Annotated in this window: 16 protein-coding genes and 1 pseudogene; 5 read left to right on the forward strand and 12 right to left on the reverse strand. The window is 71.2% G+C overall.

Annotation, left to right across the window (positions count from 1 at the left end):
- Window positions 1-4 precede the first annotated feature (4 nt).
- From kdpA to ACT01A_RS05875, 4 genes are all read right to left on the reverse strand, one after another.
- Complete coding sequence (gene kdpA, locus ACT01A_RS05860) at window positions 5-1,711, reverse strand: potassium-transporting ATPase subunit KdpA (protein WP_445151307.1); 1,707 nt, start codon at window positions 1,709-1,711, stop codon at window positions 5-7.
- 3 nt (window positions 1,712-1,714) lie between these two features.
- Entirely contained in the window at window positions 1,715-1,804 is a 90-nt protein-coding gene (locus tag ACT01A_RS05865; RefSeq protein WP_445151308.1) for a potassium-transporting ATPase subunit F, read from the reverse strand.
- A gap of 67 nt (window positions 1,805-1,871) precedes the next feature.
- The gene (locus tag ACT01A_RS05870) at window positions 1,872-2,564 is read right to left on the reverse strand and encodes a response regulator transcription factor (protein WP_445151309.1); all 693 of its coding nucleotides are present in this window, start codon (window positions 2,562-2,564) and stop codon (window positions 1,872-1,874) included.
- Entirely contained in the window at window positions 2,561-3,940 is a 1,380-nt protein-coding gene (locus ACT01A_RS05875; protein ID WP_445151310.1) for a sensor histidine kinase, read from the reverse strand. Before ACT01A_RS05875 ends, ACT01A_RS05870 begins: the two co-directional genes overlap by 4 nt.
- 94 nt (window positions 3,941-4,034) lie before the next feature.
- Between ACT01A_RS05875 and ACT01A_RS05880 the strand changes: the two genes are divergently transcribed.
- Both ACT01A_RS05880 and ACT01A_RS05885 read left to right on the forward strand, forming a co-directional pair.
- Window positions 4,035-4,847, forward strand: coding sequence for a chitosanase (locus ACT01A_RS05880; RefSeq protein WP_445151311.1), 813 nt, complete (start codon window positions 4,035-4,037; stop codon window positions 4,845-4,847).
- 504 nt (window positions 4,848-5,351) lie between these two features.
- Window positions 5,352-6,272, forward strand: a pseudogene (locus ACT01A_RS05885) (sensor histidine kinase); the annotation flags it as partial.
- A 54-nt stretch (window positions 6,273-6,326) separates the two neighbouring features.
- Here the strand turns inward: ACT01A_RS05885 and ACT01A_RS05890 are convergent.
- The 4 genes from ACT01A_RS05890 to ACT01A_RS05905 all read right to left on the reverse strand — a co-directional run bounded on the left by ACT01A_RS05890 (window position 6,327) and on the right by ACT01A_RS05905 (window position 8,180).
- The gene (locus ACT01A_RS05890) at window positions 6,327-6,506 is read right to left on the reverse strand and encodes a twin-arginine translocase TatA/TatE family subunit (protein WP_445151312.1); all 180 of its coding nucleotides are present in this window, start codon (window positions 6,504-6,506) and stop codon (window positions 6,327-6,329) included.
- A gap of 18 nt (window positions 6,507-6,524) precedes the next feature.
- Window positions 6,525-7,199, reverse strand: coding sequence for a ferritin-like domain-containing protein (locus tag ACT01A_RS05895; protein ID WP_445151313.1), 675 nt, complete (start codon window positions 7,197-7,199; stop codon window positions 6,525-6,527).
- 16 nt (window positions 7,200-7,215) lie between these two features.
- Window positions 7,216-7,902 carry a ferritin-like domain-containing protein gene (locus ACT01A_RS05900; protein WP_445151314.1) on the reverse strand — a complete coding sequence of 229 codons (687 nt, stop codon included), beginning with the start codon at window positions 7,900-7,902 and terminating at the stop codon, window positions 7,216-7,218.
- A 107-nt stretch (window positions 7,903-8,009) separates the two neighbouring features.
- Window positions 8,010-8,180, reverse strand: a complete 171-nt coding sequence (locus tag ACT01A_RS05905) for a hypothetical protein (RefSeq protein ID WP_445151315.1) — start codon at window positions 8,178-8,180, stop codon at window positions 8,010-8,012.
- Between the two features lie 111 nt (window positions 8,181-8,291).
- Between ACT01A_RS05905 and ACT01A_RS05910 the strand changes: the two genes are divergently transcribed.
- From ACT01A_RS05910 to ACT01A_RS05920, 3 genes are read left to right on the forward strand one after another with little or no spacing between them, the layout of a single operon-like run.
- Window positions 8,292-9,923: an MFS transporter gene (locus ACT01A_RS05910; RefSeq protein WP_445151316.1), complete on the forward strand. Its 1,632-nt coding sequence runs from the start codon at window positions 8,292-8,294 to the stop codon at window positions 9,921-9,923.
- Window positions 9,920-10,480, forward strand: coding sequence for an ester cyclase (locus ACT01A_RS05915; RefSeq protein WP_445151317.1), 561 nt, complete (start codon window positions 9,920-9,922; stop codon window positions 10,478-10,480). The genes ACT01A_RS05910 and ACT01A_RS05915 overlap by 4 nt, the downstream gene beginning before the upstream one ends.
- Before the next feature lie 33 nt (window positions 10,481-10,513).
- On the forward strand, window positions 10,514-11,386 hold the full coding sequence (locus tag ACT01A_RS05920; protein WP_445151318.1) for a class I SAM-dependent methyltransferase: 873 nt from the start codon (window positions 10,514-10,516) through the stop codon (window positions 11,384-11,386).
- A gap of 2 nt (window positions 11,387-11,388) precedes the next feature.
- Here the strand turns inward: ACT01A_RS05920 and ACT01A_RS05925 are convergent, their stop codons facing one another.
- Genes ACT01A_RS05925 through ACT01A_RS05940 form a run of 4 tightly spaced genes read right to left on the reverse strand, consistent with a single transcriptional unit; the run spans window position 11,389 to window position 12,936 of the window.
- On the reverse strand, window positions 11,389-11,838 hold the full coding sequence (locus ACT01A_RS05925; protein ID WP_445151319.1) for an SRPBCC family protein: 450 nt from the start codon (window positions 11,836-11,838) through the stop codon (window positions 11,389-11,391).
- A complete protein-coding gene (locus tag ACT01A_RS05930; protein WP_445151320.1) occupies window positions 11,835-11,957 on the reverse strand; it encodes a hypothetical protein in 123 nt (40 codons plus the stop codon). The genes ACT01A_RS05925 and ACT01A_RS05930 overlap by 4 nt, the downstream gene beginning before the upstream one ends.
- Entirely contained in the window at window positions 11,954-12,625 is a 672-nt protein-coding gene (locus ACT01A_RS05935) for a DUF899 domain-containing protein (protein ID WP_445151321.1), read from the reverse strand. The genes ACT01A_RS05930 and ACT01A_RS05935 overlap by 4 nt, the downstream gene beginning before the upstream one ends.
- Window positions 12,622-12,936, reverse strand: coding sequence for an ArsR/SmtB family transcription factor (locus tag ACT01A_RS05940; RefSeq protein WP_445151322.1), 315 nt, complete (start codon window positions 12,934-12,936; stop codon window positions 12,622-12,624). Before ACT01A_RS05940 ends, ACT01A_RS05935 begins: the two co-directional genes overlap by 4 nt.
- Between the last annotated feature and the right edge of the window lie 58 nt (window positions 12,937-12,994).

The raw sequence follows: 12,994 nt of genomic DNA on the forward strand, positions 1-12,994 counted from the left end.
TGTCCTAGAACAGGGTGGTGGTGAGGGACTGGACGACCGGGCCCAGCAGGAAGGCCGGCAGGAACGTCAGGGCGCCGATCAGGACGACGACGCCGACCAGCAGCGCGCCGAACGTCGGCGTGTCGGTGCGCAGCGTCCCGAGGCCGGCGGGCGCGACCTTCTTGCGCGACAGCGCGCCGCCGACGGCGAGCACCGCGACGATCGGCACGTAGCGGCCGAGCAGCATCGCCAAGCCGCCCATCAGGTCGGCGAACGTGACGCCGTGGGCGCCGACGTTGCCGGGCGCGTTGGGCTGCAGGTAGCCGGTGTAGCCCGCCCACGCCGAGCCGTTGTTGTTGGCCTGGCTGAGGTAGGCGTAGAACGTCTCGCTGAAGCCCTGCGGCCCGCTCGCGTAGATCGACGGCCCGCCGTACTTCGTGGACAACGCCACGGCGGTGAAGACGAGCACGATCAACGCGGTGAACAACGCGCCGATCGACACCAGCTTGACCTCGCCGGGCTCGATCTTCTTGCCCAGGTACTCGGGCGTGCGGCCGACCATCAGCCCGCCGATGAACACTGCCAACAGGACGAACAGCAGCATCATGTACAACCCGGTCCCGACGCCGCCGAAGACGGACTCCGAGTACCCCAGGTTGACCATCGGGACCAGGCCGCCGAGGCCGGTCAGCGACTCGAACGCCGTGTTGACCGCACCGCAGGAGACGACCGTGGTGATCGCGGTGAACAGCGAGGATCCCGCGATCCCGAAGCGCTGCTCCTTGCCCTCCATGTTGGCGCCGACCAGGCCGGCGGCGTGCGCCGCGGGCGTGCCGTGGCGCTCGGCGAGGTAGACGACGACCACGCTGATCACGAACAGCACCGACATCGCGCCGAAGATCGTGTAGCCCTGGCGGCGGTTGCCGACCATCCGCCCGAACGTGAACGGCAGCGCCGCCGGGATGATCAAGATCAGGAACATCTCGACCAGGTTGGAGAACGCCGTCGGGTTCTCGAACGGGTAGGCGGAGTTGACGTTGAAGAAGCCGCCGCCGTTGGTGCCGATCAGCTTGATCGCCTCCTGGGAGGCGACCGGGCCGCGGGCGATGTCGCCGGCGCTTCCGGCCAGCGTCTGCACGACGCCCTGGGAGGCCAGCACGAGCGCACCGACGATCGACAGCGGAAGCAGGATGTACAGGACGATCCTGGTGATGTCCTTGTAGAAGTTGCCCAGCGTGCCGTTGCCGTGGCGGGCGGAGATGCCGCGGATCAGCGCCACCAGCACCGCGATGCCGACGGCCGCCGAGAGGAAGTTCTGGACGGCCAGGCCGGCCATCTGCGAGAAGTACGACATCGTCGTCTCGCCGCCGTAGAACTGCCAGTTGGTGTTCGTGAGGAACGACGAGGCCGTGTTGAACGAGACGTCCCAGGTGCCGGACTTGAAGCCGGCGGGGTTGAACGGGTGCAGGCCCTGCGTTTGCAGGATCAGGTAGAGCACCGCGCCCGAGACGAGCGAGAGGACGAGCAGCGACTTGGCGTAGGCCTTCCAGTCCTGCTCTTGGTCGGGATCGACCCGCAGCAGCTTGTAGAAGAGGCGCTCGACCGGGGCGACGACGGGCGTCAGGAAGACGCGCTCGCCGCTGAAGACGCGGGCCATGTAGGCGCCGGCGGGCGGTGCGGCGACGAGGACGATCGCGAAGAACAGCGCGATCTGAAGCAGGTCCTGTGCCATGGCCTACAAGCGCTCCCCGCGCAGCAGCGCGTACAGGAGGTAGGCGAGCACCAGCACGCTGACGACGAGCCCGAAGAGGTCGGATGGGTCCATGGATCCAGCATCGGGCCGCTCCCATCAAGGACCCGTTCAGGCTCGGGCGGCGCGCGTCAAGATTTCGTCAAGGCGACGTCACGAACCGATATCCGACCCCGGAATCGGTGCGGATGAACCGCCGTTCACGGCCTGCGCCCTCGATCTTCGAGCGCAGGTTGGCGATGTGGGTGCGCAGCACGTTGGTGGCGTCGCCGTACTCCGGGCCCCAGACCTCGGTCAGCAGCGCGCGATGGGTCATCAACTTGCCGCGGTTGCGCATCAGCGTCCGCAACAACCCGTACTCGATCGGCGTCAGGTGGACCTCGGCGCCGTCGAGCGTCACGGTCCGCGCCGCCTGGTCCAAGGCAAGGCCATCGACTTCGAGGATCGGCTCGTCAGCCGACGCGCCCGCGCGGCGCAGCGCCGCCTCCAGCCGCGCCAGCAGCTCGCCGGGCGAGAACGGCTTGGTGACGTAGTCGTCGGCGCCCGAGCGCAGCGCGCGGACCTTCTCGGACTCCTCGTCGACCGCGCTCAGCACGATCACCGGGATCTGCGACCACTCGCGCAGACGCCGGCAGACCTCGACGCCGTCGATGCCCGGCAACATCAGGTCGACGATCGCCGCCTCGGGCGGGCGCACGGCCATCCGATCGAGCGCCTCCTCCCCGCTCTCGGCCGGGATGACCTCGTAGCCCGCGTCGCGCAGCACGACGCGCAGCGCCCGCAGGATCTGCGGGTCATCGTCCACGACGCAGACGCGCGCGCCGCCGGCGTTCATGCCGGCACCCGCTCGACCGGCAAGGCCACCACGAACGTCGTCCCCTGCCCGGGCAGCGACTCGACGGTCACGGTCCCGCCGTTGGCCTCCACGAACCCGCGCGCGATCGACAGCCCCAAGCCGCTGCCGCTCGGCGCGGCGCTCGCGGTCTGCGGCGCGCGGTAGAACGGCGTGAAGATCCGCTCCTGCTCGCCCAGCGGGATCCCCGGGCCGCGGTCCACGATCCGGATCAGCAGGCGGTCGCCGACCGCGCGGGCGCGCACCGAGACCGGGTGGCCGCCGCCATAGCGCGCCGCGTTCTCCATCAGGTTGGCGAACGCGCGCTCCAGCTGCGCGGCGTCGGCCCGCACCAGCGGCAGCTCGGGGTCGACCGAGAACTGAAACAACGCCGGGTCCGACCCCGCGTGCTCGGCGGCCTCGCGCAGCGCCTCCTCGACCGACGACCACTCGCGCCGCGGCTCGGCGGTCCCGGCCTGGAGGCGCGAGAGGTCCAGCAGCTGGTCGATCAACCCCGACAACCTGGTCGCCGAGCCCGCGACGTCGTCGGTGACCTCGGCGCGCTCGTCCGGCGTCAGCGACGAGGACCGCAGCGCGCTCGCGCCCGCCAGGATCGCGGTGACCGGCGTGCGCAGGTCGTGGGAGACCGAGCGCAGCAGCGCGGTCTTGATCTCGTCGCTGCGGCGCAGCGCGGCGGTCTCGACGACGTCGGCCTGCAGCCGCTCGCGTTGCAGCGCCGCGGCCAGGACCGACTCGAGCACCGGCACGATCCGCTCGCGCACGCGCGCCAGCTCGCTCTCGGGAAGGTCGGCGGGCAAGACGAGCGCGCCGATCGGTGCCGCGCCGTCGTGCAGCGGGATCGTGACCCGGCGCTCGTCGGTTTCGGTCGGCTCCAAGTCGACGGACACGGAGCGCGCGCCAAGCAGCTCGGCCAGCCGCCGCGAGACCAGCGGCAGCGACTCCGACAGCCGCGGCGTGCCCAGCAGCGTGCGCGCCAGCTCGGCGCCGAGGTCGGCCTCGCGGCGGCGCTCCTGCGCCTCGGCGGCGCGGGCACGCGCGGCCTCCGACATGGTGGACACGACCAGCGCGACCACCAGGAACGCCAGCAACGCCACCCAGTTGCGGCTGTCGGCGATCGTCAGGCGGCCGGTCGGCTCCAGGAAGAAGAAGTTGAAGGACAGCGCGCCGAGGACCGAGCACGCCGCGCCGAGCACGATCCCGGAATAGGCCGACACCACCAGGACCGGCACGAGGTAGACGACCGACAGCGAGATGACCGGCGCCTGGTGCTTGAGCACGGCGATCGCCAGCGTCGCCAGCGCGACCCCGGCGAGGGTCGCGACGACGCCGATCAGCGGCGATCTCGGGGCGGTGGGCATCCGGATCAGGAGCGTAGTGCTCGTGGGTGACACGCAGACACTCCGACAGGGCCGGCGCTCACATCTGCCGTCCGTCGGTCGATACTTGAGGGTGATGGCCCGGAAGCTTCGATGGACCCTGGCGGCGACGGCCGCCGCCTGCCTGCTGTTCGGCGTGCTCGCCGGCGCGGCGTCGGCGACGCTCACCCCCACCCAGCGGCGCGTCGCAGACCAGCTCGTCAGCGTGTTCGAGAACAGCACCACGAAGATCCGCTACGACTACATCGCCAACCTGCACGACGGCTGCGGGCTGACCGCGGGCCGCGCCGGGTTCTGCTCGGCCACCGGCGACATGCTGCTGACCGTCGAGACCTACGCGTCCGCTGACCCGACCGCGACGCTGGCCGGCTACCTGCCGGTGCTGCGCTCGCGCGCCGAGGCCAAGAGCGACAGCACGCGCGGTCTCGGGTCCAACTTCGAGGCCGCCTGGCGGGCGGCGGCGTCGGACTCCACGTTCCGCGACGCCCAGGACGCGATCGTCGACCAGCTCTACTACGAGCCCGCCGTGCACCTGGCCGCCGCGATGCGCCTGCGCACCCCGCTGGCGACCGCGATCTTCTACGACACGGCCATCCAGCACGGCACCGGCAAGGACCCCGACGGGCTCATCACGCTGATCGGGCGGACCCGCGCGCGCCTGCATGCGCTGCCGGGCAAGCGGGTCTCCGAGCGCCGCTGGCTGGCGACGTTCCTGCGCCTGCGCCGCGCCGACCTCAAGCACCCGCACAACCGCGACCGCCGCGCCGACTGGCCCGAGTCCGTCGGCCGCGTCGACGCGTTCATGACGCTCCTGCGCGCCGGCCGCACCGGCCTGAACCCGCCGCTGCGCGTCGACCCGTGGGGCGGCGAGCCCTTCGTGCTGCGCTAGGCGCTGCGCCAGACCCCAGCAGCTCCCCAGGATCCACTCAGGGCGCGTGTCGATCCTGTCGGCATGACGTTGCGCACGCGCCTCGTGGGGCTCCTGATCGTGATCGCCGCGAGCGGGATGCTGCTGCTCGGCGCGGTCACGTACGTGTCGCAGCGCTCGTTCCAGGGCGACAGGATCGACGAGCAGACGCGCAGCGCCGAGCCGGCGATCTCGCGCGCGCTCGACACCCAGCTTGGGATTGACGCGCACGCGGGCGGGGGCGGTGGTGGCACGGCGGGCGGTGACGGCGGGACGCAGCCGAACCTGCCGTCGGGGACCTACGGCCAGCGGCGCTCGGCGAACGGCAGCGTGCTCGCGGCGACGACGATCTCCTACGGCGAGTCATCGTCCTTGGCGGCGCCATCGCTGCCGTCGACCCTTGAAGACGGCAAGCTCTACACCGTCGACGCCGTCTCCGGCGACCTGCGCTACCGCGTCCGGGCCGAGATCGAGCCGGACGGCAGCATGACCATCGTCGCCGTGCCGCTGGCGCAGGTCGACGCGGCGCTGGATCGCCTGCTGCTGGTCGAGGCGGCGGTGATCGGCGGCGTGCTGCTGTTGTTGTTCGTGATCGCCCGCGTGCTGGTGCAGATCGAGCTGCGGCCGCTGGCGCGGATCACGCAGACCGCCGACGACATCGCGGCCGGCGAGCTGTCGCGGCGCGTCGAGGTGGCTAGCCCGCGCACCGAGGTCGGCCGGCTGGGCGTCGCCCTGAACGGCATGTTGGGGCGGTTGGAGCACGCCTTCGACGAACGCGAGGCGTCCGAGCGCCGGCTGCGCACGTTCCTCAGCGACGCCTCGCACGAGCTGCGCACGCCGCTGGCGTCGATCCGCGGCTACGCCGAGCTGTTCCGGATGGGCGCGACGAGCGACCCGCAGGACATGGAGCGCAGCATGCGCCGGATCGAGGCCGAGGCCGCGCGGATGGGCGTGCTGGTCGAGGACCTCTTGACGCTGGCGCGCCTTGACGAGATCCCCGAGGTCGAGCACACCCCGGTCGACATGGGACGCTTGGTCGCCGACGCCGCGCACGACGCCCGCGCGGTCGCGCCAGACCGGACGATCACGCTCGAGGCCGACGTGCCCGGCAAGGCCATGGTGATGGGCGACGTCAACGGGCTGCGCCAGATTCTGGCCAACCTCGTGCGCAACGCGCTCGTGCACACGCCCGCGGGCTCGGCGATCGAGCTGAGCGCCCACGCCTCCCCCACCGAGGTGACCGTGACGATCCGCGACCACGGGGACGGCCTGCCGACCGACGACCCGGCCGAGCTCTTCGAGCGCTTCTGGCGCGCCGAGCACGACCGTGGCCGCGAGCGCGGCAAGGCCGGCGCGGGCCTGGGCCTCTCGATCGTCGCCGCGCTCACCGCGGCCCACCACGGCCACGTCGCCGCCGGGAACGCTCCCGGCGGCGGGGCCGTGTTCAGGGTGACGCTGCCGCTAGGCCGCGTCGGGGTCGGCGTCGTCGCGCCGGTTGCTGCTGCCGCCGCCGGAGAGCGACTCCTTGAACTCGCGCATCCCGTGGCCCAGTGACTTGCCGGCCTCCGGCAGCTTCTTGGGGCCGAGGACGATCAGGCCGATGACGAGGATGACGAGCATCTCGGGGAATCCGATGGGCATGTTCTTGGTCTCCTTGGCCTAGGCCTTGATGAAGCCGGTCGCGCCGACCGCGGCCAGCACTTGGCTCTTGGTCAGTGCGGGGTTGAACGCGGCGGGTGCGGGCGCCATGCCGCCGATGTTGCGGATCCAGGCGGCGTGGCGCGCCTCGACCGGGTGGATCGAGAGCGCGGCCTTGAACACGGCCTGGCTCTTGATGAACGGGGCCTGGCCCTGGTAGGCCTCCACGCCCGTGTCCTCCAACTTGATCGCGGTCGCCGTGAACGCCGACTGCGACGTGACGGCCGAGCCGAAGTCGAACGACGGGCGCTTGACGGCGGCGCTGCCGAGCATCTTCTTCAGCGCCGCGACGTGCGCGGCCTCGTGCTGGTGGACGGTGCGCGCGAGGCGCTTGTGCTCGCCGGTCAGCCCGGCGTGCTTGAGCGCGGACGCGTAGAACGCCGACTCGAGGTACTCGAGCGTCAGCGCGAAGTTCGCGATCGCGACGTCGCCCTTGGGCGTCGCGGCCATCGCGGTGCTCGATCCCATCCCGGCGACCAGCGCGGCGCCGCCGAGCGCGGCCCCACCGGACCGGCGCAGGAACATGCGACGCGACTGACGGCGGGCCTCTTCGGCGGTCTCCTGGAGGGCGCCGTCGACGTCGAACGCGACGACGTCGGTGAGGTCGACCTGGGACTCTCGGTGCAAGAAGGTCATGAAGGTCTCAGTTCTCCTAGGACTTGATGAAGCCGGTCTTCTTGACGGCCGCGAGGATCGCGGACATCGAGTGCGGGGTGCTGAACGCCTCGGGCGCGGGCTTGACGGACTTGCCCGCGTAGAGCAGGTCGCGCACCCACGCGGCGTGGCGCGCTTCGACGGCGAGGATCGCTGCGGCCGGCCCGAGCACCGCGTTCTGGTGGATGCGCGGCGCCTGGCCCTGGTAGGCGGCGACGCCCGTGTCCTCCAGCACCTTGGCGGTGCGCAGGAACGTGCTCCACTTCTTGGTCGTGCCCTTGAAGTCGAAGGACGGCTTGGCGACCGCCTTGGAGCCCAGCACGGACTTCAGCGTCGCGACGTGCGTGGCCTCGTGCGAGGCCACGACCTGCGCGAAGTTCAACACCGACCCGGAGTAGACGCCGCGGTTGACGGCCTCCGCGTAGAACGCGGCCTCCAGGTACTCGAGCGTCAGCGCGAAGTTGAGGATCTTGATGTCCTCCTTCTTGCTGCCGCCCTCGCGAGCGTTCGCGGTGCCGCCGAGGAAGCCCGGCACGATCGCCGCAGCGACCCCGAGCCCGCCGGCAGCGGCGCCCGCCCGGCGGAACAGCCCACCGCGCGTCGAGCCCGCCTCGTCCAGGCCGGCCATGGCCTCTGCCACAGCCTCGTTGTCGTCGAATTCGACAACCGTCAGTTGATCGGTCATGCAGGTGCCTGCGCGGCCCCGGCCCGATCAGATCACCAAGACGTAGGGATTGTCTTGCCGAAGGCGACGGCGAGCGGCGCCGCGCCCGAACGCGTTTAGCCGATCCGTCAGGCCGAGCCGCTCAGCGTCACCGTCGATCCCACCACCGCGATCGCGAACGCCGCGATCGTGATCCTTCGCAGCCGCTCGGGCGTGAGGAACGCCCAGCCACGCGTCTGGAGCCAGGCCCGTAGGCCGCTCGCGCCCGCCATCGCCGACATCGCACATCCCGCGCACATGAGGTGGAACGCTAGCTGAGACCGAGTCTCGCCTTGTCGCGCGCGTGTTGCGGCGCGTGTCACCCGGAGCGGGCGAGGCGGTGCCACCCTGGTGGCGCGCAGGGTTGTGCGATGTCCGCGTCGCGCGAGGCTGGGTGGTTGCCGATCGGGGTGCTGGCCGCCGCGCAGTTCGTGATGGTCTTGGACAGCTCGGTGATGAACGTGTCGATCTCGCAGATCGTCGCCGACCTCGACACGACCATCCAGGGCGTGCAGCTGGCGATCACGGCCTACACCTTGGTGATGGCGTCGCTGATGCTGTTCGGCGCACGCCTAGGCGACGTGCTCGGCCGCGACCGCTGCTTCGCGATCGGGCTGGCGATCTACGGGCTCGGGTCGTTGACCACGGCCCTGAGCCCGAGCCTGACGGTGCTGCTGATCGGCTGGTCGCTGGTTGAGGGCATAGGCGCCGCGCTGGTGATGCCGGCGATCGTCGCGCTGGTCGCCTCCACCTACTCGGGCCCGCGGCGCGCGACGGCGTTCGGGATCATCGGCGGCGTGGCGGGCGCGGCGATCGCGGCCGGGCCGCTGATCGGCGGCTGGTGCACCACCGAGCTCAGCTGGCGCTACGTGTTCGCCGGCGAGACCGTGATCGTCATCGGGATCTTGCTGCTGCGCCGGCGATTGACGCCGAGCCCCGCGACCGAGCCGAAGCCGCGACTCGACGTCGTCGGCGTGCTGCTGTCCTCCGGCGGCTTGGCGCTGGCGGTGTTCGGAATCCTCAAGTCGAGCACCTGGGGCTGGATCGAGCCGCTGGCCGCACCAGAGATCGACGGGCGGGAGATCACGCCGCTGGGGTTCTCGGTTGTGCCGTTCCTGATCCTCGGCGGCGGGATCCTGTTGTACGCCTTCGCGCGCTGGGAGGAGCGACGCACCCGCGGCGGCGCCGACACGTTGGTCGACCTCGCGTTGTTGAGGATCAAGCCGCTGCGCGCCGGGCTGAGCACCTTGTGCATGCAGCAGCTCGTGCTGCTCGGCGCGTTCTTCGTCCTGCCGGTCTACCTCCAAGTCGTGCTCGGCCTCGACGCGTTCGAGACCGGCAAGCGGTTGTTCCCCATGTCGGTGACGATGCTGATCGCGGCGCTCGCGGGCCCGCGGCTGGCCGCCGGGCTGGCGCCCAAGCGCGTCGCGCAGCTCGGCCTGCTCGCGCTCGTCGTCGCGGCCGTGCTGCTGGTCGACACGATCGACGTCGAGCTGGACGGCGCCGCGTTCGCCTTCGCGCTCGCGCTGTTCGGCGTCGGCGCCGGGCTGATGCTGTCGCAGCTGGGCAACATCATCATGTCGTCGGTCGGCGAGGACCACATCAACATCGCGGGCGGCCTGCAGGGCACCGCGCAGAACCTCGGCGCCTCGCTGGGGACCGCGTTCATCGGGTCGGTCCTGATCGCCGCCCTGTCGAGTGGCTTCGTCGAACGCGTCACCGCCAACCCAGACCTGCCGCAGGCGGTGCAGCAGCGGGCGGCGGCGGTCGCGCAGAAGGGGATCCCGCTTGCGCCGGTCGCCGAGGTGGAGGCGGCGGTCCGCGGGGCCGACCTCCCGGCGGCGCAGGCGCGAGCGGTCGCGCGCGACTACGGCGATGCGCAGCTCGACGGCCTGCGCCGCGCGCTGGGCGCCGTCGCGCTGCTGGCGTTCCTCGCGCTGCCGTTCACGCGCAACCTGCCGGGTCGCGCGCCGCCGGACGATGTGCTGATGTCCCGCGAATGACCACCGCAGAGGTTCGCGCCGTGCGCGAGAAGCTCGTCCTCGACCACTTCCACGACGAGGTCGAGCAGCAGTGGGACGACGTGCTGTCGACGTTCCCGCATCCCCGCTACGAGATCGTGCCGACGCAGACCGTCCACGACGGCGACGCAGCGGTGCGCGGCTACTACGACGAGACGCGCCGGGCGTTCCCCAACCAGCGCCACGAGATGATCGCGCTGCGCCACGCCGACGACGCGGTCATCACCGAGTTCTACTTGTTGGGCACGCACCTCGGACCGCTCGGGCCGGTGCCGGCGACGGGCGGCGCGTTCAAAGTCCGGATGACCGCGTACTTCGTCTTCCGCGGCGACGACGAACTGGTCTGCGAGCGCATCTACTTCGACCAGCTCTCGCTGCTGCGCCAGCTGCTGGGCGCGATCAACCTCAAGTCGCCCAAGGGCATCATCTTGCTCCTGAAGGTCCTGCGCGGGTTCGGGAGGCTGTCGCGCGCACCGAAGGACGTCATCCCGGACGGCGACGAGCCGACGGTCGCGGGGCCGGGCGTGCTGCGGGAATAGCGCTCACCCGTTCCGGGGAGTCTCGGGTACGGGATGACCAAACGGGTGAAGTCGCTCATCAAACGACTCGTCGGCGATCGCGGCGTGCAGGTGGTGCGCAGCCTCGGTCGCTTCCGGTACGGGGCGAAGATCATGGGCGTGAAGCGGGCCGGCTGGCGCTTTCGCGACGCGCCGTGGATGCTGACCAAGTACGTGCTCTTCGATCCGGAGTTCGACAACTTCACCTACGAGCTAGCGAACGTGGATGAACTGGTCGCGACGCTCGCGCCGATCACGGGCGTCGACGAGACCGCGCTGCGCGGCTACTACGAGGAGATCCGCACCGACCCGGCGCTGACCGACGAGCTCGCGCGGCGCCTGCGCTGGCGGCTGGACGTCAAGACGCGGCCGCCGCTGGGGCGGCGCTACAGCTGGTACATGCTGGCGCGGGCGCTCAAGCCACAGCTGATCGTGGAGTCCGGGACCCAAGACGGCCTCGGCGCGCTGGCGCTGCTGCGCGCCCTGGAGCGCAACGCCGACGAGGGTCGACCAGGCGAGCTGCTGTCGGTCGACCTCCTGGCGACCGCCGGGTGGATGGTGCCGCCGGAGCACCGCGCGCGCTGGACGCTGCGCAACGGCTCGGTCGACGAGGTCCTCGCGGCAGAGCTCCCGGCGCGGCCGCCGGTTGGGCTGATGATCGAGGACACGGGCGCGCCCGCAGCGGTCGTGGCCGCCGAGTTCGCGACGGTCGCCGCGCACGCCAGCGACAACCTTGTCCTGGTCGCTTGCCCGACCGCCCACCACCTCGATGCGTTCTGCGCGCAGCGCGGGCTCGACGCGGTCGTTCACCACGACCGCGCCCACGACCACTTCTTCCAGGGCTCGGCGACGACGTTCGCGCGCCTGAAGCCGGCGCCAGCGGCCTAGTCCTACTTCTCCAGCGCCTCCGCGAGGTGCTGGAAGCAACGCGTCCAGCCGCCTTCGTGGGAGCGGACAGCCTCTTCGTCCCACAGCCCGCTGTGCGCGAAGCGGACGGTCGTACCGCCGTCCGGTGCCGGGACGAAGTCGATCTCGATCAGCGTGCGCGTGGTGCGGTCGTCCCAGAGCCAGGTGAACGCCAGGCGCCGCGGCGGATCGACCTCGGTGTAGCGCCCGCCGCCGCCGTACTCGGCGCCGGTCGCGGGGTCGCGCATGACGACGCGGACGGCGCCGCCGACGCGCAGGTCGACCGACGCCTCCGGCGTCTCCCACGCCCGCTCGGCGTGGAACCAGCGGCGCAGGACCTCCTCGCTGGTCCACGCCGCGAAGACCTTTTCGGCCGGCGCGGCGTAGGTGCGCTCCAGGTGCAGCGTGAGGTCGCCACCGTCGACGGCGGTCACGGGCGCCGCCTGCGAACCTGGACCGCGACCCACGCGCGCGCCACCGCCAGCGCGGTGCCCATGCCCGCCGCGGCGGGCAGCAGCTCCTCGACGGGAACGCCGCTGACGTGCGCGATCACGCTGTTGCCTCGTAACGGTCGTGCAGGCGCCACCACTCATACGGCGGGGTCTGCTCGACGTCGGCGGGCGAGTCCTCCCACGTCTCCTGGCGCCCGAGCGCGGTGAGGTCGAGGTAGCTCCAGGTGCTGCCGAGCGCCTCGTCACCGCGGTTGTTGACGAAGTACGTGCGGTAGACGTCGTCGCCCTCGCGCAGGAACGCGTTGGTGCCGTGCCACTCGTCCACGCCGTGGTCGGCGTCGAAGTCGTCGGTGATCGTGTGCCACGGGACGTCCCAGCCCATCCGCGACCGGTAGCGCGCGATGTCGTCCTGCGGCGCGCGCGAGATGTAGGCCAACGTCGTGTCCCGCACGTGGAGGTGGGAGACGTGCGCGGCCTGGTCGGCCATCATCGAGCAGCCGGTGCAGCCCGCCTCCGGCCAGCTCTTGAGGCCCGGCTCGAAGAAGAAGCGGTAGAGGATCAGCTGGCGGCGGCCCTCGAAGAGGTCGAGCAGGCCGACCGGGCCGTTGGGCGTCAGGAAGGTGTAGGACTTGTCGACGCGCAGGCGTGGCATGCGCCGCCGTTGCGCCGCCAGCGCGTCGCGCGCACGGGTCAGCTCCTTCTCCTTGATCAACAGCTCCTGGCGCGCGGTCTCCCACTCCGCGGCCGGCACGACCGAAATGGTGCTCATCGTTCTTCTTGCTCCTTGAGGTAGTCGTCGACGACGTCGAACAGCCGGGTCCACAGGGCCCGCTGCTGATCCATCCAGTCGGCGGCCTCGCTCAGCACGGCGGGCTCGAGCGAGAGCCGATGCGTCCTGCCCTCCACCACGCGCACGACCACGCCCGTCTCCTCGAGCACCTTGAGGTGCTTGGAGATCGCGGGCTTGGAGACCCCGAAGCCGCCGGTGGCCTCGCCGACCGTCGCCGGCCCAGTGGCCAGCCGCTCGACGATGCCGCGCCGGATGGGGTGAGCGAGCGCGCGGAAGGGATCGTTCACCATGTGGTTAACAGTAGGCGCGGGTGGAGCGCGTTGTCAAGGCGAGCTGTAACGCTGCGCC

This window comes from Baekduia sp. Peel2402, from assembly GCF_052567285.1.

Bases quoted from the DNA above. Each gene is read 5' to 3' on its own strand.
- kdpA (WP_445151307.1), bottom strand. From the start codon at position 1,711: ATGGCACAGGACCTGCTTCAGATCGCGCTGTTCTTCGCGATCGTCCTC.
- ACT01A_RS05865 (WP_445151308.1), bottom strand. From the start codon at position 1,804: ATGGACCCATCCGACCTCTTCGGGCTCGTCGTCAGCGTGCTGGTGCTC.
- ACT01A_RS05870 (WP_445151309.1), bottom strand. From the start codon at position 2,564: ATGAACGCCGGCGGCGCGCGCGTCTGCGTCGTGGACGATGACCCGCAG.
- ACT01A_RS05875 (WP_445151310.1), bottom strand. From the start codon at position 3,940: ATGCCCACCGCCCCGAGATCGCCGCTGATCGGCGTCGTCGCGACCCTC.
- ACT01A_RS05880 (WP_445151311.1), top strand. From the start codon at position 4,035: ATGGCCCGGAAGCTTCGATGGACCCTGGCGGCGACGGCCGCCGCCTGC.
- ACT01A_RS05890 (WP_445151312.1), bottom strand. From the start codon at position 6,506: ATGCCCATCGGATTCCCCGAGATGCTCGTCATCCTCGTCATCGGCCTG.
- ACT01A_RS05895 (WP_445151313.1), bottom strand. From the start codon at position 7,199: ATGACCTTCTTGCACCGAGAGTCCCAGGTCGACCTCACCGACGTCGTC.
- ACT01A_RS05900 (WP_445151314.1), bottom strand. From the start codon at position 7,902: ATGACCGATCAACTGACGGTTGTCGAATTCGACGACAACGAGGCTGTG.
- ACT01A_RS05905 (WP_445151315.1), bottom strand. From the start codon at position 8,180: ATGTGCGCGGGATGTGCGATGTCGGCGATGGCGGGCGCGAGCGGCCTA.
- ACT01A_RS05910 (WP_445151316.1), top strand. From the start codon at position 8,292: ATGTCCGCGTCGCGCGAGGCTGGGTGGTTGCCGATCGGGGTGCTGGCC.
- ACT01A_RS05915 (WP_445151317.1), top strand. From the start codon at position 9,920: ATGACCACCGCAGAGGTTCGCGCCGTGCGCGAGAAGCTCGTCCTCGAC.
- ACT01A_RS05920 (WP_445151318.1), top strand. From the start codon at position 10,514: ATGACCAAACGGGTGAAGTCGCTCATCAAACGACTCGTCGGCGATCGC.
- ACT01A_RS05935 (WP_445151321.1), bottom strand. From the start codon at position 12,625: ATGAGCACCATTTCGGTCGTGCCGGCCGCGGAGTGGGAGACCGCGCGC.
- ACT01A_RS05940 (WP_445151322.1), bottom strand. From the start codon at position 12,936: ATGGTGAACGATCCCTTCCGCGCGCTCGCTCACCCCATCCGGCGCGGC.